We start from the raw sequence: 17,662 nt of genomic DNA, 5'->3' as shown, positions 1-17,662 counted from the left end.
ATTCCCATCATCAAAAATTTATAATAATTTATAATATTGATATTCAATAATAATGCGATGTAAATTACATACATCATTTTAGCACTATATTATCATTATCGTTAATTATCTTAGCTTTTAACTAGAGTCTTAAATCTACAATAGGTTCAATATGAGTCAACATTCCATCTCTAACTCTCTACTGAATGTAGCTCTTGTACTTGCAGAGTCAGCAATTACAATAGTTTTGAGAGTTGATCCAAAACTTCGCCAAGCTATGTATCCATTAGCAAAAAAAAATACAGTTGTGTCTATAAGAAGTTACCTACCGCATGTGCAGTTTTATGCGACATTTACGGCTCGAGGCATCTTGTTAGATAGCACTATTTCTAAAGAAACCGCTGAAGCGGATGTGGTTATTAATGCTTTTAGTCATCAGCTAATAAGCTCACTATTTAGCAACGATACTAAGCAAGTTCACAAGCTAACTATGCGCGGTAATACCGAAACAGTTACTCAATTACGTCAGTTTCTAACTCAACTAGGCTTTGCTAGTCTCTTGAAAGGCGTTATTGAAACTGTCAAAGGTAATAAAAATAGTAAAGGTAAAGAGCCAAACGTCGAACAAAGAAAGGAGGCTGACTATAAAGCTAAAGTACAAGAACAACAATTACAGATTACTACATTATCTGTACGCAACCGTGAGCTTGAAGTTAGCATAAAAGAAGAACAAAGCAAATTAAAAACCACTCTAATAGCTTTAGTAGTAGCTTCCATCGTTGCCGTAGTATCCCTTATAGGGTGGTTGTTTATGTAACGTTAGTCATGTTTGACGTTCGTTTATAAATAACATATATGAGTATGACCGTTTTCTATATCACTTTTTTCTATATCACTTATCTCATCAGTTAATAACTATTATACATTCATTTTTGTTTGTGTTGGTGTAAGCCCACTTACAGTAAATAAGACCTACTGTAAGGCTACTCTCATAAATAAACTCTCGTAAATAAAACCTGCTTTATTAAAAATAATCCAGCTATTGGATGCAGAATAATACATTAAAACCCTTCAAAACTACTCTCACCTTCTTTTACTAACCTAAAACAAAACATAACTAATAATACAATAATTAATCTTGACTATTTTACTCGGGATTAACTATAATAGGTTACATACAAACTTATAGCAATATCAGTGGAGATAGATTATGCGTTTAACGACTAGAGGAAGATATGCTGTTACAGCCCTACTTGACTTAGCAATTCAAGACGGTAATTCCTCTGAAGCTGTCTCATTATCGGATATTGCTAAACGGCAATCCATTTCGATCTCTTATCTCGAGCAATTATTCTCAAAGCTTAGAAAAGCAGGATTGGTAACAAGTACGCGCGGAGCCTCAGGAGGCTATCATTTAGCTAAGCCATTAACTGATATTAATGTCATGGCCATTATCTCTGCGGTAGATGAATCCGTGAACTCTATGCAATGTGAAGGCAAAGGAAACTGTCAAGGCGGAGCAATGTGCCTAACGCATGATTTATGGTGTGCTTTGTCAAAACATATTGAGCAGTACTTGCAAAATATATCTTTAGCCCAATTATTACAGATGGAAAATGTTCCAGATGTATCACATCGTCAACAATTATTATCTGAAACAGTATCCGATAGACTTAATTCAAAAATAATTTTCTCAGCCAGTGAGGTTCACCCAGCATGAGCAATCAAGATCGCCCTATTTATCTAGACTATGCTTCAACCACCCCTGTCGACCCTCAGGTAGCTAAGAAGATGTCTGAGTACATGACATTTGACGGTATGTTTGGTAACCCAGCTTCTCGTTCACATGGTTATGGTTGGCAAGCAGAAGAAGCTGTCGAAATTGCACGTCAGCAAATTGCTGATTTAGTTCGAGCTGATCCTCGTGAGATTGTGTTTACTTCTGGCGCTACTGAATCTGATAACCTTGCTATAAAAGGAGCTGCGCATTTCTACGAGAGTCGTGGTAAACATATCATAACCAGTAAAATTGAACATAAAGCAGTACTCGATCCTTGTCGTCAATTAGAGCAAGAAGGGTTTGAAATTACTTATCTCGAGCCAGAGCCTAGTACTGGTCTTATCAAGCCCGATCAAGTTAAAGAGGCATTGCGTGAAGATACTATCTTAGTATCGTTAATGATGGTCAATAATGAGCTTGGCACCCTGACAGATATTAAAGCGATTGGCGAAATCACTCGTGAAGCGGGGGTTGTTTTTCATGTTGATGGTGCTCAAGCCGCTGGTAAGGTTGATATTAACTTAGAAGAACTTAAAGTAGATTTAATGAGTTTTTCCGCCCATAAAATATATGGTCCTAAAGGTATTGGTGCGTTATTTGTACGCCGTAAGCCACGTATCCGATTACGGGCTGAACAACATGGTGGTGGTCATGAACGTGGTATGCGTTCTGGAACGCTTGCAACCCATCAAATAGTTGGTATGGGAGAGGCTTTTGCTATTGCAGCCGAGCGTTTACAACAAGATCATGAGCACGCTAAAAAACTGCGTCAAAAACTTTGGGATGGTATTCAGGATATTGAAGAAATTTATCTAAATGGCAGTGCTGAAAACAGTATTCCTAACATTGTTAATATTAGCTTTAACTTTGTTGAAGGTGAATCGCTAATGATGTCACTTAAAGACATGGCGGTATCTTCAGGGTCTGCATGTACATCAGCAACCCTTGAACCCTCTTACGTGTTACGTGCTATTGGACGTCCAGATGAACTTGCGCATAGCTCCATTCGCTTCAGCTTTGGACGCTATACGACAGAAGAAGACATTGATACTATCTTAGTACAAATCCATGAAGCCGTTGATAAATTAAGAGATTTGTCCCCACTTTGGGACATGTATAAAGATGGTGTAGATTTAAATTCAGTTGAGTGGGCGGAACACTAAACTAAGCCGAACGAACACAGATGCGTCATGAATGAAGGTAACTCTTAATAGGTTTATTCATAGTACCATTATCATAATCAATCATGATTTAAATAAGTAACTTACATATCTAGGCTAGAACCCAGGAGAATAAAAATGGCTTATAGTAATAAAGTAATTGACCACTATGAAAACCCACGAAATGTTGGCAATCTTGATAAAGATGCTGCCAATGTTGGTACGGGCATGGTCGGTGCTCCAGCATGCGGTGACGTTATGCGTTTACAAATTCAGGTTGGGGATGATGGTATCATTGAAGATGCCAGATTTAAAACCTATGGCTGTGGCTCTGCTATTGCATCAAGCTCACTGGTAACGGAATGGTTAAAAGGTAAAACTTTGGATCAAGCTTCTGAGATTAAAAATAAACATATTGCAGAAGAGCTGGCACTTCCTCCAGTCAAAGTACATTGCTCTGTACTGGCTGAAGATGCTATTAAAGCGGCGATTAATGACTACCGTATTAAATCTGAATCGACGACTGCTTAATTAAAGCTGGTTGAAAGATACTATTTAGAAAGATATTACTTGTTAGAAAGATATTATTTCCAATAAGTATCAGAGTTGTTTAAGCTTTGCTAACGTCTCATTACGTAGTCTTTAATGGAATTTTCAAGGTTCACATTTAAATTACTAAGTCTAAAACATTTAGTAAATTAGTATAAATAACTGATATATTAATAATAGGAAAGTCTTGATGATTGAATTGACCGAACGTGCTGCAAAACACGTTACAGATTATCTTAGCAACCGTGGTCACGGTGAAGGAATTCGAGTTGGCATCCGTACGGCAGGGTGCTCAGGGCTTGCCTATGTATTAGAATTTGTCGACGAGCCTGATGAGAGTGATAAAAGATTTGAAAGTAATGGTGTCAATATTTTTGTGGACCCAAAGAGTATGGTGTATCTTGATGGCTTACTAATGGATTATGTCAGCGAAGGATTGAATGAAGGCTTCAAATTTACGAATCCGAACCAAAAAGGCGAATGTGGCTGCGGTGAATCATTTACTGTTTAACTTTTATAAACTCATAACTTAGTTGCCACTCTACCGCTTAATATTTGTATTATTCAATTTATAAAAAATCTAATCTGACGACTAAGCCTCGTCAGTTTTGGTTTTACAATAACAATCTTAATATAAGCTAACTTGCCAAGCTTATTGAATCGAACCTATTTTCATTGAATAAATAGCTGTTTAGACTTAATATAGCTTCAATATTTCAAGTGAATCGCCGTAGTAAACGAGCTTATAAGCAATCTAACGTATAGAACTGTAATGATGTAGTATCATTAATTCATTCTGTAATTGACCCATAGTTATTTAATATCAGTTACTTAATATCAGTTACTTAATATCAGTTATTTATTATCTATTAGTTATTCACTAATATTTCATATTATGATAATGCATTAAACCACCTAACAGCACCCCTTGACTATGACTAACACTGAACCTACCTTTGCTAACTTTTTTGCTTTGTTTGATCAACCTATCAGTTTTAAGATTGATTCTGTAAAATTAAATACTCGTTTAAGACAATTACAAAGGCAGTTTCATCCTGATAAGTCAGATGAGTCTCTACCGCCAAACTCGCAGAAAAACTCTGCTCTTATTAACCATGCTTACAATATTCTCGTTAATCCTGATAGTCGTGCCAATTATTTATTAGAGCTTTCTGGTCAAGAGATGGATATGAATGCTTCAATTTCTGATTTAGGCTTTCTGGATGATGCTATGGATATGCGCATAAACTTAGATGACGCAGCCCATTCCTCTAATTTGTCTGCCATTAAATCACTGCAAGTTAATCTTGATGAACGGTTACATAAACAATCAACACGTTTTGAAGCTGCTTATCAAAACAAGGATTGGCCCGTAGCTATCGATGCCACACAGAAACTAAGGTTTCTCGTTAAACTTAAAAAAGATATGGATATCGCCATCGATGATTTACATCAGCAATCTGACAATGACGACGACATATATTTATAAGCAAACATTCCGTACTTTTCTGTGTTGTAGATTGTATAATTAAATAAAACCATTTAAATCTTTCTTACATTGAGTGTGTCATGTCCCTATTACAAATTGCAGAACCAAACCAAAGCACAAAACCCCATGAGCATACGTATGCTTTAGGTATAGACTTAGGTACAACACGTTCTATGGTTGCAGTTGTTCGTTCAGGGAGACCTGCTTTGATTGAAGCTGATGAGAGCGGCGACACTTTATTACCCTCTGTAGTCTATTACGGTAATAAATCAAGCTCAACACCCATTGTTGGTAAACGAGCCTTATCATTTTTTGAATCAGACCCGGTCAATACGATTATTTCAGCAAAGCGTTTTATGGGGAGAAGCATACAGGATATTAAATTTTCACACCCATATGATTTAAAAACTAGCACAACCAGCCAAGATGCGATGCCCTCGTTCGTAACCGCCCGTGGAGACACTTCTCCAGTCCAAGTGTCTGCTGATATTTTACTTACTCTAAAGCAGCGCGCTATTGCCGCTTTGCCAGATGACAGTATTAAGGGTGCCGTTATAACCGTACCTGCTTATTTTGATGAAGCACAACGTCAAGCTACAAAAGATGCCGCACAATTAGCAGGTCTTAATGTATTACGCTTACTTAATGAGCCTACCGCTGCTGCCGTGGCTTATGGATTAGATAAACAGACTGAAAACAAATCGAACAATATTGTATCAACCAAAGAACAGTTATACCTCATTTATGATTTAGGCGGTGGGACTTTTGATGTCTCACTTTTGAGAATGAATGAGGGTGTATTTGAGGTTTTAGCAACAGGTGGTAATAGTGCATTGGGCGGCGATGATATTGATCGGCTTATTATGGGATGGTTATTAAAACAAGTCCATCTTACACCCAAAGACGTTACCGCCCAACAAAAAACGCAAATCGCTCGCCAAGCAGAAACCTTCAAACAAGCACTTAGCCTTGACAATAGCGTGGATATTTCAATAGATATCTCGGATAAGAGCTTCAAAGGTCAGCTTAATAACGAAACATTAACTAAAATTATTAACCCTATTATTAAACGCACTTTGTCAGCATGTGAACAAGTAATGCGTGATGCCAATGTGGCTATATCTGATCTCAACGAGATTATCATGGTGGGTGGTTCTACTCGTATGCCCGTCATTCAAGATGCTGTAAAACAGTATTTCAATAAGCAGCCTTTAGCCCATCTCAATCCTGATGAAGTCGTTGCTTTAGGAGCAGCTCAAGTCGCTGAACAACTTATTAAAAAAGACAAAACTGATAATGTCTTACTATTGGATGTGACGCCTTTATCTTTAGGATTAGAGACGATGGGTGGTTTGGTAGAGGTACTTATTCCACGTAATACACCCATCCCGGTTGCAAAGCGCCAAACCTTTACCACTTATCAAGATGGGCAGACGGGAATGGTAATTCATGTTGTTCAAGGTGAACGAGATACCGTTGAAAATTGCCGTTCATTAGGTCAATTTGAGCTTTACGGTATTCCGCCTATGAAAGCTGGACTTGCCCGTATTGAGGTTACTTTTGATATTGATGCGAATGGTCAGCTTTCTGTAAGTGCTCTAGAAACAACTACCGGGGTAAAAAGTGACATTAAAATCACTCCCTCTTATGGTTTAAGTGATGAGCAACAAGAACAACTATTACGGGCAGGCTTTGAAAATGCAGAACACGATAAGCAAGCGCGAAGTTTAATCGAAACAAAAGTAGAGGCCGAACGTGAAATATTAGCCTTACACTCTGCTTTAGTAGAGTTTAAAGACTTGATTTCCCATGATAATCTACAAAAACTTGAATACGCTATGGGGCAACTGCAAGAGTCGTTGGATAAAGTTGAGTCTTCTAACGCTTCGGACTTACAACAAGTCAAATCAGAAATTGAATCGAAGCAAGCCATGCTAAAACCACTAAGTGATGATTTTGCAGCTCGCATTATGAATCAAAGTGTCAAGCAGTCGCTAGCAGGTACTCGTACCGAGGATTGGTCTAAATAGACTTATTATAAGCCATCTATAACTCTCCTAAGCATTATACGGGTAGCTTGTTAAATTAATTTGCAATAAAACTGGAAAATTGTATGCCAAAGATCACATTACTCCCTCATCACGAAATTTGCCCAGAAGGTGCAGAGGTTGAGCTTGAAAGTGGCGACAACCTTTGTAAGGGCTTATTAAACAAAGGCTTTAAAATTGAGCACGCCTGTGAGATGTCGAAGGCGTGTACCACTTGCCACGTCATTGTTCGTAAAGGGTTCAATAGCCTCGAAGAAATGGATGATATTGAAGCAGACTTATTAGATAGAGCATGGGGGTTAGAACCTGATTCACGCTTATCCTGTCAGGTGCAAGTTGATGATACGGATTTAGTGGTGGAAATTCCAAAATACACGCTTAATCATGCTAAAGAAAATCATTAAACCCATCTACTATCACACATTACCTAAGCATTTAAAAAAGCACCCAACTGGGTGCTTTCTTTTATTCATAAACCACTTAAATTATCAAACACTTGAACATCAGCAATAAAGCAATTAAACATGGATATCTTATGATTTAATGTTCATTAGTCAATTTCTATTTTACTGCATTTGCCAATCAAATGGCATTTGGTTGTGACCACGCAATGCCATCATCAAGGTTTGTTGCATAGCAAGATATACCTCCTCAGTATACGGCACTGCTGGTGTACCCCAAACAGGATTAGGCCAAGCTAAGTCATTGCTATAACGAACAATATGATGGAAATGTAACTGAGGTACTTGGTTACCCAATGCAGCCACATTCATTTTATCAGCATTAAAAGTCTTTGCCATCTGGCTAGAAAGCCAACTAGACTCACGTAAAAATTGTGCCTGATCTGCTGCAGATAACTCATAAATTTCTTGTACACCAGCAACTCTAGGCACTAAAATCAACCAGGGAAACTGACAGTCGTTAATGAGACGGCAAGTTGATAAAGGAAAGTCACCCACTAAAAAAGAGTCTTTTGCAAGTTTTGGATGAAGTTGAAACATATTGGCTCTCTTATTTTTTTAATCATTCAGCAAACCGTCATTTTATCAGGTATTGCATTTATATTATAGATGCTTAGCAATGTTTAGTTATTTATACTTAGTTATGCAAACGAATATGAAGGTAATACTAAATAGCTAACTATTTAAAATAGCTTATCTTACCCATAAAAAAAAGCCTTGATTTCTCAAGGCTGTCTAAAAAATTCATGAAACACTGTATCAGTCAAAGGAGCAAGTTATTATTATAATTATCTAATTTTTATTGTTATTTTTATTGTTATTATTATTATTTGATTCTCCTAAAAAATCTTAACTTAGTTTGAATTTGCATCTTTTTATTATAATTATCGCAATAATTAAATTAAAGATTTTACATTTCCATTGCATCATCTACTTCATCATCAAACCAGTCTGGTAGTTGTAAATCTTCAAGTTCCACTGCTAAAGAAATATTTAAAAGTCGATTTTTCATTGTACTTTTCCTGTCTAGTCTTTTCTAACTACTGTTGTTTACTTCGTTTTCCTTCATTCCCTTTTATTTGGTGTTTACAAGAATACAGACACCATATGACAAATTAGTGAACTCGCAGTGACAATTTGATTACGGCTCATATCGCCTATCCAAGGCCTATTTAAAGCTACTGTAGTCTAAATTAACTGCAACCTGAAAGCCAAGCCAACTAGACTATATTTAGTTATGTCCGTATTCAGATTATGGTAAAACAGTCATATGCTAGTTAATCAGACTAGCCTATTTTATTCCCTGCATTTGCATCTTTTTTTACATGCTTAGCAAAATGGTTTAATAGCTCTCGCACTGCCACCACCCGCTTTTGTGGGTTATCCAACTTTTCAGGATTGGTATAGCGAATACCGGAGGCACCATTCATACGATATCGATTACCATCGGACTGTATAAGTTGTATGATTGCTATGGCATCGACTGGAGTATCTGGTGCAAATTCGAGTGTCACACTACTTGAGGTAGCATCTATTTTATGAATAGCCAAAAGGTCTGCTTGTAATCTCAGCTGGTGGATGGCAAATAGTTGTTTAGTTTGATCTGGCAGACTACCAAAACGATCAATCATTTCGGTGCGAATGTCTATAAGAACCTCTTTATCATCAGCATTACTAATACGTTTGTAGAACAATAAACGTTGCGGCACATCGTTTACGTAATCCTCTGGTATCAAAGCCGAGCAATGCAGGTTAATTTCACTAGTTAGTGACAAAGGCGAATTCAAATCAGGCTCTTTACCAAGCTTTATGGCCTTTGTGGCCCTATCCAGCATGTCCATATACAGACTAAAGCCAATGGACTGCATATTACCGCTCTGTTGCTTACCTAATATCTCCCCTGCCCCGCGAATCTCTAAATCTTCACTAGCTAGCATGAAACCTGCACCCAACGTGTTAGCACGCTCGATAGCGGTCAGACGCTTTTTAGCATCGCCTTTTAATCCTTTAACAGAAGGCACTAACAAATAACAATAAGCTTGGTGATGACTGCGCCCAACTCGTCCACGCAATTGATGCAATTGGGCCAGACCGAATTTATCAGCACGCTCAATAATGATGGTATTGGCATTAGGAATGTCAATACCGGTTTCAATAATGGTGGTACATACCAACACGTTAAAACTTTTGTGATAAAACTGACGCATCACTTGTTCAAGTCCACGTTCATTCATCTGACCATGTGCCACCCCTACTCGTGCTTCAGGAACAAGATCTCGAATATTTTCAGCCATCCGCTCAATACTGGCAACATCATTATGTAAAATGAACACTTGTCCACCACGCAATAGCTCACGTAGAATCGCCTCTTTCATAACTTGATCTGTTTTTTGCATCACAAACGTTTTAATAGCGAGTCGCCGCGCTGGCGGTGTGGCAATGATAGACATATCACGCATGCCGGTAAGCGCCATATTAAGCGTACGAGGAATTGGGGTTGCCGTCATCGAGAGACTATCAATATCACTCTGCATCGCCTTAATACGTTCTTTATGACGTACTCCAAAGCGATGCTCTTCATCCACAATCATCAGACCTAAATTAGCAAATTTGACATCTTTTTGTAGCAGCTTATGTGTGCCAATGACAATATCCACCTTGCCATTTTGCAAATCCTCTAAGACTTTTTGCTGATATTTTTTGCCACCAAACCTTGAGAGTGACTCAATACGAATCGGCCAATCAGCAAAGCGATCTTGAAAGTTGTCTTCGTGCTGCCCTGCTAGCAAGGTCGTTGGCACCAATACCGCTACTTGATAACCGCTATTTACCGCTATAAAAGCAGCGCGCATAGCGACTTCTGTTTTACCAAAGCCAACATCACCACAAATGAGCCTATCCATAGGTTTATTTTGTTTCATATCATGAATAACGGCGTCAATAGCATTCGCCTGATCAGGCGTTTCTTCAAAAGCAAATTGACTGGCAAACAGCTCATACTGGGCAACATCTACTTTAAAATGGATACCCTCTTTAGCAGCTCGGCGTGCCTGAATGTTTAACAGTTCGGCAGCCACATCATGAATTTGTAGTAATGCTTTTTGCTTTGCTTTATCCCATTTACCACTGCCAATTTTATGTAATGGCGCTAGCGCTGGGTCGCCACCACTGTATCGACTAATCAGCTGTAAATTGGCCACCGGTACATAAATACTTGCACCTTCTGCATATTTAAGATGGATGAATTCCTGCTCTCCCTCACCCACATCAAGGGTTAGTAATCCATGATACCGCCCTATACCTTGATCTATATGTACGACAGGACTACCTTCTGTCAACTCTGTCACACTTTTAATCAAAAACTCTTCAGATACATCACTTTGGCGGCGGCGCCGAGTTTGTAACACTTGCCGGCCAAATAGCTGGGTTTCACTGACGATAGAGAAATGCCCGATAATTATCGAGCCCCGCTCAATTGGAGCAACAGTCAAGCCCACAGTTGGCTTAGTTGTTATGCTATCTGTCGAGCTTACCGGTCTAGGATTCTGATATAGCTCACTATTTAAAAATTGTGTTAAGTTGTCAAAAGTTTGTACATTTAGCTTATTTTTAAATAGTTCTAATATAATTTCACGGCGACCAGCTGTCTCAGCAACGACTAAAATAGCCCGGTTGTTATTGCTTACCTTATCGCTAAAGTTATATAACTCTTTGTCTGTTTGCCAACTCCCATTGGCATATTTAAGCAATTCGGCTAGTGGCTCAGCTTTCTGATGGCTCACAGTAAGCTCAGTTGGCGGTAGCGTTGGCAGTGCTATTCGGCCTGCTTTACTCGATTTATCTCCAGCATCAATGCTATCATCAAGTTTATGACCCGTTAATATAACGCGGGGGTAGCTATTAAGCTTTTCGTTTAACGTATTGCTCGGCAAATACAGAAGTGTCGGTTCCAAAATGGGTTTATCAATGTCATGACGTCGTTCTTCATAACGTCTTTGAATTTGTGACCAATAGTCTGCTTGCGACTCGGTTATACTTTCGTCAATAATAAAAAGAGAGTCTCGTGGAAAATACGAGAATAGATGACCTGTTGAAGTCCAGTCATCTATATCGAAAAACAACGGTTGATAATATTCAATACCACTACTGGCGATACCTGCCAGAACATCTTTATGTAGCTCAAATTTACGGCTGCTTGCCGTCGGGAACATGGAGGCGAAATTAGTGCGGAACGTCTCTTTACCTTCGTCAAGCGGAAACTCTTTAGCAGGTAAGATTTGAAACTCAGTAATAGGTTTTGAAACATCAGGCAGCTTATGCAATAAAGATAGCGACTCAATAGAAATATCATTTGTTGATTTGCCGCTGACCAGTTCATCTAAAGTTTGACTAGACAACGTACGCTGGGTTTGTGGATTAAAAAAACGAATGGACTCAATTTCATCATCAAATAAATCTAAGCGTAAAGGAAACGGCTGACCCATTGCAAAAATATCTATCACACTACCTCGAATCGCAAATTCGCCAGGTTCAAATACATTATCAACAGCACGATAACCCGCAGCAGCCAATTGTGTCCTTTGCGACTCAATATCAAAAGTATCTCCCACACTCAAATCAAAATGCTGACCAATCAGCCAACTTGGCGGCGCTACCCGTTGCATAAGGGTATGGATACTAATTAGTAAGATGCCACTTTTAGGCATCTCTGTTAACAAATTTATTCTTTCACTAACGATATCTTGATGCGGCGATAACTCGTCATAAGTTAATGTTTCCCAATCTGGAAAAACATAGGCATCCACCCCGCAAAATGCGAGCTCAGTTTCAATTTGATTCAGCTGATTTTGATTTTTGGTAACCACCACCTTTAGCCGATTTTGAACATCCGCTATAGGACAGTCAGCCAAGCTAGCTAACCATAAACTGCCCGTTGCTCCATAAGCTTGCGATAACCAGCGCCGCTGCGACTCTGGAATGGGAAACAAATTATGATTAATAGGATCAAAAATATCATTAAGCGAAGAGACAGATAATATAGACATAAAAACGCGGGATAATCCTTTAGGTGTCAAAAATTTTAGCGTCAGCTTTTCAAAAATAGACTTAAGCTAGGACACTATTATTAGGTTCTCGGTATTAATAGGTAAGTAACAGGTAATAAATAGGTAAGTGATAGCATTAATTATAAGCATTCAAATTATAACCTAAACTTATCAAAAATCTATTATACGAGTAATGCTTAATAGTACTAGTAAATCCAAACATTGATTAGCTATACTCTTAGGATGTATTAGTGTCTGTTGAACATCCAAAATCAGGACTTCTGATCGCTAAAATACATCTATAAATTGAGCATTATTTAAAACAAATAATCATGAGTCAGTATAGCCTATTCATAACTATACCGGTCTTTGAAAAACTGGTCTTTGAAACGCATACGATTTAAATAATTAAAGTAAAGGCTTTTCGCTTGCAATCATGCCGTTATTATCTGCATAAATATACATTCCAGAATGTAGAGTGAAGCCGCCAAAACTAATTTCGATATCCGTTTGCCCTTCTCCTCTGCGCGTTGATTTACGAGGAATACATCCCAAAGCCCTAACCCCTATGTCCATTTGTGCCAAATCATCAACATCTCGCACACAGCCATAAACCACCACACCAGCCCATCCATTTTTAATGGCAGATAAGGCAATCATATCGCCTAATAAGGCACAGCGCATGGAGCCACCACCGTCAACGACCAGTACTTTGCCTTTGCCATTCGCATCTATACCATTGCTATTCAGAAGCTCTTTCACTCGGCTATTATCTTCAAAACATTTAACGGTCACAACTTCACCACAAAATTTATCCTTACCGCCAAAACTATAAAATGCCTTGCCGTCAATATTTGACAAGCAGACTTGGCTTTCAGGATTGGCATCTAATAAATCACAGGTAACAAAGTTAGTTTTCGTCATGTCGGTCATAGTCATTCCCTTTTAAATGATTTAGATCTTCTCTTTTACTTAGTTGGCCAAAAATTAGTTGGCCAAAAATGCTTAATGGCATATAAAGAAACGAACAATTTGAGTTACTCTTACCTCTAGATTAAAACTATAGCTGTGTCATCGCAAGCAGTTGTCTATTGTCAATGATCGTTACATTAGGGGTACTGCGCTTTGCGTCCAAGAACTTATTCCGTTCATACAAATTTTGAGCTGTCATAACCATAGCTGCCGCAACAGACTTAGCAGAAATAGGGGTTACCCCTAGTGATTTTGGCACAATGGGGGATATAATTGTAAGCGCTTTTTGTGCTATTGCTTCTATTGGTCTTCTTTTATGTTTACCGAGCAACAATGAAGGTCTAAAAATAAGTAACTCGTCAAATCCCAGCTCAATAATGGCACTTTCAAGCTCTGCTTTCACTCTGCTATAAAAAAAACGGCTATTAATATCTGCACCTAGGGCTGAAAGCAAAAAAAACCGCTCCACACCTTTTGCGTGACATTGTTTTGCGAACTCTAAATTGTAATCAAAATCGACACGCCTAAACGCTTCCTCACTCCCAGCCAACTTTTTTGTTGTACCAAAGCAGGTAAACGCATCCGTATCCTCCCCCAAAGAAATATTACCCATCACTTCTTTTAAATTACTAAAATCTCCCAGCTGATAATATTGCATCTTTGCACACATGAGCTCTGGCGGCTTTCTAGCGATAATTATTAAACTATCATATATCAAGCTTAGTTGACGAACCAATTGTTTGCCCACTAACCCAGTTGCCCCAATTATAATGGCTTTCCGTTTCATATACCTCTCAACCTGTCATCTAGCACTACCTATAAGAGATGCTATTTAAAATAGTTGGAAACTAAACTCCAAATCATCTCTTTTTTATACAATGCTGTATCATTTTACTTCTTATTTTCATAATCAATCTTTACATCGCATTAACTTTCTACTCTAAACATTTTTCGGGTAATGCTCAATCAATAATTAGATATTGAAACCATTTGATACAATACATAGTTATTGCTATAATACGCCGCTTTATAGCAATTCGTCAGTATAATATTGTTTCTTAAAATTGGGTTTTATAGTTCGGTTTTGAAAGCGTTAGTTAAACTGGCTTTATATTGTCAACATAATATATTTGTTATAAATCTCCTTGCTATTGACATGGGGTCAATGGCTATTAATCCGTAAGGAGTCTTAAATGCGACATTACGAAGTGGTGCTTATCGTACACCCTGACCAAAGCGACCAAGTTGTCGGTATGGTCGAGCGATATATCAAATTGGTTCAAGACAATGGTGGTATGGTTCATCGTCTTGAAGATTGGGGCCGTCGTCAATTGGCTTACCCAATTAACAAAATCCACAAAGCTCATTATGTTTTATTCAACATCGAGTGTAATGGCGAAACTCTATCTGAACTAGAAGAGTTATTCCGTTATAACGATGCCATTATCCGTAATTTAGTTGTTCGTCGTGACGAAGCAATTACTGAGCCTTCACAATTAGCCAAAAGTGCTGATGAAAAGCGTGCCCGTAAAACGCCACGCAGTGATGATGACTCTGATAGCTCTGATATTGATGAAGATGATTCTAACGACTAACACAAGCTTAATTAAGGAGAACTTCCATGGCACGTTTTTTTCGCCGTCGTAAATTTTGTCGTTTTACCGCAGAAGGTATCACGCACATCGATTATAAAGATGTTGAATTATTAAAACAGTACATCAGTGATAACGGTAAGATTGTTCCTAGCCGTATCACAGGCACATCTAATAAATACCAACGTCAACTAGCAACTGCTATTAAACAAGCACGCTTTTTGGCATTGCTTCCCTATACTGACAACCATCAGTAAGCCAAACTAGGAGTGACTCATGCAAGTTATTTTATTACAGCGTATCGTCAACCTTGGTAAGCTTGGCGAAACTGTAGATGTTAAATCAGGCTATGGCCGTAACTACCTTATTCCTCAAGGTAAAGCTTTACCTGCAACACCTGCAAACCTAGAAAAATTTGAAGCTCGTCGTGCCGAACTGGAAGCGATTGAAGCTGAAGAATTAGCCGCTGCTCAAAAGCGTGCTGAAGCACTAACAGACGTTAATGTTATTATGCGCTCTAAGTCGGGTGAAGATGGCAAACTGTTTGGTTCTATTGGTACTCGTGATATCGCTGATGCCTTAACCAAATCTGGTATCGAAGTTGATCGTTCAGAAGTTAAGTTACCTGAAGGTACGCTTCGTCAAGTTGGTGAATACAATGTCGATATTCAACTACATCACGATGTATTTGCGAACATTTTAGTCACTATTTTATCCGAAGATGGTGATCTTCTGAAAGCTGCACAAGCTGAAGACGAAACGTCAGAATCTGAATCCGAGTAATAATACTTACTTTATATTAGCTAATTATGCTATTTTTTAAGTAAAAATATTATTGAGCAATGACTGTTATCCATAAACCATCTTATTAACAATAAATAATAAAGTCAGCTTCGGCTGGCTTTTTTATTGTATGTATAATTTCCAGCCCAACTTAAAAATGTAATGCATTGTAATTAAAGCAATTCCATACTTGCATTTATGCTATACAAGCATATATAATACCTCGTTCTATTGGGGATGTTCTGGCTTCGACGCTGGTGATGAAACCTGATGGTGCATGCCGAGAGTATATGTCCTCTCGTAAATCTCACATATATTGTTATAATTGCAAACGACGAAAGTTACGCTCTAGCAGCCTAAACCCCTGCTTACTCAACTGCCTTTTACCCATAGTAGGTCAGTCGAGTTGAAGCGCACGCATATGGGTTCGCTTAAGTGACTGCCTTAGTTACTTAAGTTCAAACCTAAAGGATCGCCTAATCCAACCTGACTGTCGGTTCGGTGCGGGTTAAAACTATAGACAGAAACTAAGCATGTAGACCCACAGGCGTAATGCTGGCGGACGCGGGTTCAACTCCCGCCATCTCCACCAAACACTTAAAAAGCTCGTCGTATAAATACGGCGAGCTTTTTAATGTCTTTTTTTTAATATTATCTTTTATTTAAAAGGTTGGTTTAATAAGATTCTTGTTTATTAATAATTGAGACTATTATCTCTAGAGTTTTCAATAGATGACATTACTAGCTTAGGATTAACTTGTAAACCTTACTATGAACAACTCTTTATAAATTAAATGTACCAAAATCAACTAGCTTGTCATTCTCATCGAATGAACATATTGCTTTACTATAAATATATCTATTGAACCCATTTCTTGCATAAAATTTAAAACAAACAATATTGTATTTTGTATCGGGTTCCACGCTATGATAGGTAGTTCCAGCATCATAATCGAATGATAGTGGTTCTTTTAGCACCTCTCTCACTGCTAATTTACACTTATTGAAGCGAGCTCTTTCTTCTCTGTCTTTTATGATGTTAGCTGTGACATCTAAACTGCGATAAAGCTCTTTATCTAAAGCACTAGTCTTAGCTTCAACAACTGGATCTTGGCTTACCTCTGCGCTATTGACATGCTTACCAGGCTTAGCGTTATAGAATCTAGGTATGCTTGCTACTAAGATAAGTACGACTATGCATAGCCACATAAGATTCTTAGTTATTTTTTTCATAAGTCGATTGTTTTATTATTAAACATTTGATATCGCTAATTATTATAAATAGAATTTACATTTTTTTTGCTGATAGATTTAAAATGATAAAATTTGAAATAAACCAGTCGCTTATCTTGATATACCAACTCTATATACTTCATTAAATTCTGAAAAAGGCCAATATAAATATAGCTGAGGTTCGTAAAGGTGCACCATTATCGCTAATTGTATTTTTATTTATTATAATTTACCGATGTTACTTTAAATACTTTGATTATAAGCATTACTTATTGAGAAGTGTGTCATCAATAACGCTCGACTCAATATAAGTTAGGATTATTTAGTCTTCATTGTTTGACTCACTCTTTATGACATTCAGTGCGTGTGATACATACAGCAAAAGGACCTAATAGTATTGATTAACTCAGGTTTCTCTTATTAAATTGCCCTAAAGATATTTTTTAAAATGGATTATCAGGCATAAAAAAGCGACTCCATCAGCACATCCTCGGCACATATTATTTCTACTACCGTTGCTACCTTCCGGTCCTGGCGGGGTTCATAGAATAATATTGCGAGGCTACCAATG

At 38.0% G+C, this 17,662-nt stretch carries 16 protein-coding genes and 2 other RNA genes; 12 read left to right on the top strand and 6 right to left on the bottom strand.

Annotated features, from left to right (window positions below; translation table 11 throughout):
* Positions 1–151 precede the first annotated feature (151 nt).
* The 8 genes from AC2SLN_RS03060 to fdx all read left to right on the top strand — a co-directional run bounded on the left by AC2SLN_RS03060 (position 152) and on the right by fdx (position 7,409).
* The gene (locus tag AC2SLN_RS03060; protein ID WP_486548647.1) at positions 152–796 is read left to right on the top strand and encodes a hypothetical protein; all 645 of its coding nucleotides are present in this window, start codon (positions 152–154) and stop codon (positions 794–796) included.
* A gap of 393 nt (positions 797–1,189) precedes the next feature.
* Entirely contained in the window at positions 1,190–1,699 is a 510-nt protein-coding gene (locus AC2SLN_RS03055) for an Rrf2 family transcriptional regulator (protein ID WP_486529960.1), read from the top strand.
* Positions 1,696–2,922: an IscS subfamily cysteine desulfurase gene (locus AC2SLN_RS03050; RefSeq protein WP_486548648.1), complete on the top strand. Its 1,227-nt coding sequence runs from the start codon at positions 1,696–1,698 to the stop codon at positions 2,920–2,922. The genes AC2SLN_RS03055 and AC2SLN_RS03050 overlap by 4 nt, the downstream gene beginning before the upstream one ends.
* A 135-nt stretch (positions 2,923–3,057) precedes the next feature.
* Positions 3,058–3,450 carry a Fe-S cluster assembly scaffold IscU gene (iscU, locus tag AC2SLN_RS03045; protein ID WP_486529962.1) on the top strand — a complete coding sequence of 131 codons (393 nt, stop codon included), beginning with the start codon at positions 3,058–3,060 and terminating at the stop codon, positions 3,448–3,450.
* Between the two features lie 208 nt (positions 3,451–3,658).
* Positions 3,659–3,979, top strand: coding sequence for an iron-sulfur cluster assembly protein IscA (gene iscA, locus AC2SLN_RS03040; RefSeq protein WP_486548649.1), 321 nt, complete (start codon positions 3,659–3,661; stop codon positions 3,977–3,979).
* A 423-nt stretch (positions 3,980–4,402) separates the two neighbouring features.
* Positions 4,403–4,957 carry a Fe-S protein assembly co-chaperone HscB gene (hscB, locus tag AC2SLN_RS03035; protein WP_486548650.1) on the top strand — a complete coding sequence of 185 codons (555 nt, stop codon included), beginning with the start codon at positions 4,403–4,405 and terminating at the stop codon, positions 4,955–4,957.
* Positions 4,958–5,037: 80 nt separating this feature from the next.
* The gene (hscA, locus tag AC2SLN_RS03030) at positions 5,038–6,987 is read left to right on the top strand and encodes a Fe-S protein assembly chaperone HscA (RefSeq protein ID WP_486548651.1); all 1,950 of its coding nucleotides are present in this window, start codon (positions 5,038–5,040) and stop codon (positions 6,985–6,987) included.
* Between the two features lie 83 nt (positions 6,988–7,070).
* Complete coding sequence (gene fdx / locus AC2SLN_RS03025; RefSeq protein WP_486548652.1) at positions 7,071–7,409, top strand: ISC system 2Fe-2S type ferredoxin; 339 nt, start codon at positions 7,071–7,073, stop codon at positions 7,407–7,409.
* A 162-nt stretch (positions 7,410–7,571) separates the two neighbouring features.
* On the opposite strand, the gene AC2SLN_RS03020 is transcribed toward fdx, so the two are convergent.
* The 4 genes from AC2SLN_RS03020 to AC2SLN_RS03005 form a co-directional block, all read right to left on the bottom strand.
* The gene (locus tag AC2SLN_RS03020; RefSeq protein WP_486548653.1) at positions 7,572–8,006 is read right to left on the bottom strand and encodes an HIT domain-containing protein; all 435 of its coding nucleotides are present in this window, start codon (positions 8,004–8,006) and stop codon (positions 7,572–7,574) included.
* 746 nt (positions 8,007–8,752) lie between these two features.
* Positions 8,753–12,511 carry a transcription-repair coupling factor gene (gene mfd / locus AC2SLN_RS03015; RefSeq protein ID WP_486548654.1) on the bottom strand — a complete coding sequence of 1,253 codons (3,759 nt, stop codon included), beginning with the start codon at positions 12,509–12,511 and terminating at the stop codon, positions 8,753–8,755.
* Between the two features lie 408 nt (positions 12,512–12,919).
* Positions 12,920–13,435: a ribonuclease E activity regulator RraA gene (gene rraA / locus AC2SLN_RS03010; protein ID WP_486530173.1), complete on the bottom strand. Its 516-nt coding sequence runs from the start codon at positions 13,433–13,435 to the stop codon at positions 12,920–12,922.
* 136 nt (positions 13,436–13,571) lie between these two features.
* Positions 13,572–14,270, bottom strand: a complete 699-nt coding sequence (locus AC2SLN_RS03005; RefSeq protein ID WP_486548655.1) for a Rossmann-fold NAD(P)-binding domain-containing protein — start codon at positions 14,268–14,270, stop codon at positions 13,572–13,574.
* A 406-nt stretch (positions 14,271–14,676) separates the two neighbouring features.
* Here AC2SLN_RS03005 and rpsF point away from each other — a divergent pair, with 406 nt between their 5' ends.
* From rpsF to ssrA, 4 genes are all read left to right on the top strand, one after another.
* Positions 14,677–15,078, top strand: coding sequence for a 30S ribosomal protein S6 (rpsF, locus tag AC2SLN_RS03000; RefSeq protein WP_486529970.1), 402 nt, complete (start codon positions 14,677–14,679; stop codon positions 15,076–15,078).
* Between the two features lie 26 nt (positions 15,079–15,104).
* Entirely contained in the window at positions 15,105–15,332 is a 228-nt protein-coding gene (gene rpsR, locus AC2SLN_RS02995) for a 30S ribosomal protein S18 (RefSeq protein ID WP_486529971.1), read from the top strand.
* Positions 15,333–15,351: 19 nt separating this feature from the next.
* Positions 15,352–15,858: a 50S ribosomal protein L9 gene (gene rplI / locus AC2SLN_RS02990; protein WP_486548656.1), complete on the top strand. Its 507-nt coding sequence runs from the start codon at positions 15,352–15,354 to the stop codon at positions 15,856–15,858.
* A 233-nt stretch (positions 15,859–16,091) separates the two neighbouring features.
* Positions 16,092–16,450, top strand: a transfer-messenger RNA (tmRNA) gene (gene ssrA, locus AC2SLN_RS02985).
* Positions 16,451–16,641: 191 nt separating this feature from the next.
* Here the strand turns inward: ssrA and AC2SLN_RS02980 are convergent.
* Both AC2SLN_RS02980 and ffs read right to left on the bottom strand, forming a co-directional pair.
* Positions 16,642–17,091 carry a hypothetical protein gene (locus AC2SLN_RS02980; protein ID WP_486548657.1) on the bottom strand — a complete coding sequence of 150 codons (450 nt, stop codon included), beginning with the start codon at positions 17,089–17,091 and terminating at the stop codon, positions 16,642–16,644.
* Positions 17,092–17,565: 474 nt separating this feature from the next.
* Positions 17,566–17,662: signal recognition particle sRNA small type (gene ffs, locus AC2SLN_RS02975), an RNA gene on the bottom strand.

The sequence above is a fragment of the Psychrobacter sp. CX90 genome (assembly GCF_057396305.2).
Note: the sequence above shows the minus strand (reverse complement) of the source record. Positions and strands in the feature narration are given on the sequence as shown.

Bases quoted from the DNA above. Each gene is read 5' to 3' on its own strand.
- AC2SLN_RS03060 (WP_486548647.1), top strand. From the start codon at position 152: ATGAGTCAACATTCCATCTCTAACTCTCTACTGAATGTAGCTCTTGTA.
- AC2SLN_RS03055 (WP_486529960.1), top strand. From the start codon at position 1,190: ATGCGTTTAACGACTAGAGGAAGATATGCTGTTACAGCCCTACTTGAC.
- AC2SLN_RS03050 (WP_486548648.1), top strand. From the start codon at position 1,696: ATGAGCAATCAAGATCGCCCTATTTATCTAGACTATGCTTCAACCACC.
- iscU (WP_486529962.1), top strand. From the start codon at position 3,058: ATGGCTTATAGTAATAAAGTAATTGACCACTATGAAAACCCACGAAAT.
- iscA (WP_486548649.1), top strand. From the start codon at position 3,659: ATGATTGAATTGACCGAACGTGCTGCAAAACACGTTACAGATTATCTT.
- hscB (WP_486548650.1), top strand. From the start codon at position 4,403: ATGACTAACACTGAACCTACCTTTGCTAACTTTTTTGCTTTGTTTGAT.
- hscA (WP_486548651.1), top strand. From the start codon at position 5,038: ATGTCCCTATTACAAATTGCAGAACCAAACCAAAGCACAAAACCCCAT.
- fdx (WP_486548652.1), top strand. From the start codon at position 7,071: ATGCCAAAGATCACATTACTCCCTCATCACGAAATTTGCCCAGAAGGT.
- AC2SLN_RS03020 (WP_486548653.1), bottom strand. From the start codon at position 8,006: ATGTTTCAACTTCATCCAAAACTTGCAAAAGACTCTTTTTTAGTGGGT.
- mfd (WP_486548654.1), bottom strand. From the start codon at position 12,511: ATGTCTATATTATCTGTCTCTTCGCTTAATGATATTTTTGATCCTATT.
- rraA (WP_486530173.1), bottom strand. From the start codon at position 13,435: ATGACGAAAACTAACTTTGTTACCTGTGATTTATTAGATGCCAATCCT.
- AC2SLN_RS03005 (WP_486548655.1), bottom strand. From the start codon at position 14,270: ATGAAACGGAAAGCCATTATAATTGGGGCAACTGGGTTAGTGGGCAAA.
- rpsF (WP_486529970.1), top strand. From the start codon at position 14,677: ATGCGACATTACGAAGTGGTGCTTATCGTACACCCTGACCAAAGCGAC.
- rpsR (WP_486529971.1), top strand. From the start codon at position 15,105: ATGGCACGTTTTTTTCGCCGTCGTAAATTTTGTCGTTTTACCGCAGAA.
- rplI (WP_486548656.1), top strand. From the start codon at position 15,352: ATGCAAGTTATTTTATTACAGCGTATCGTCAACCTTGGTAAGCTTGGC.
- AC2SLN_RS02980 (WP_486548657.1), bottom strand. From the start codon at position 17,091: ATGAAAAAAATAACTAAGAATCTTATGTGGCTATGCATAGTCGTACTT.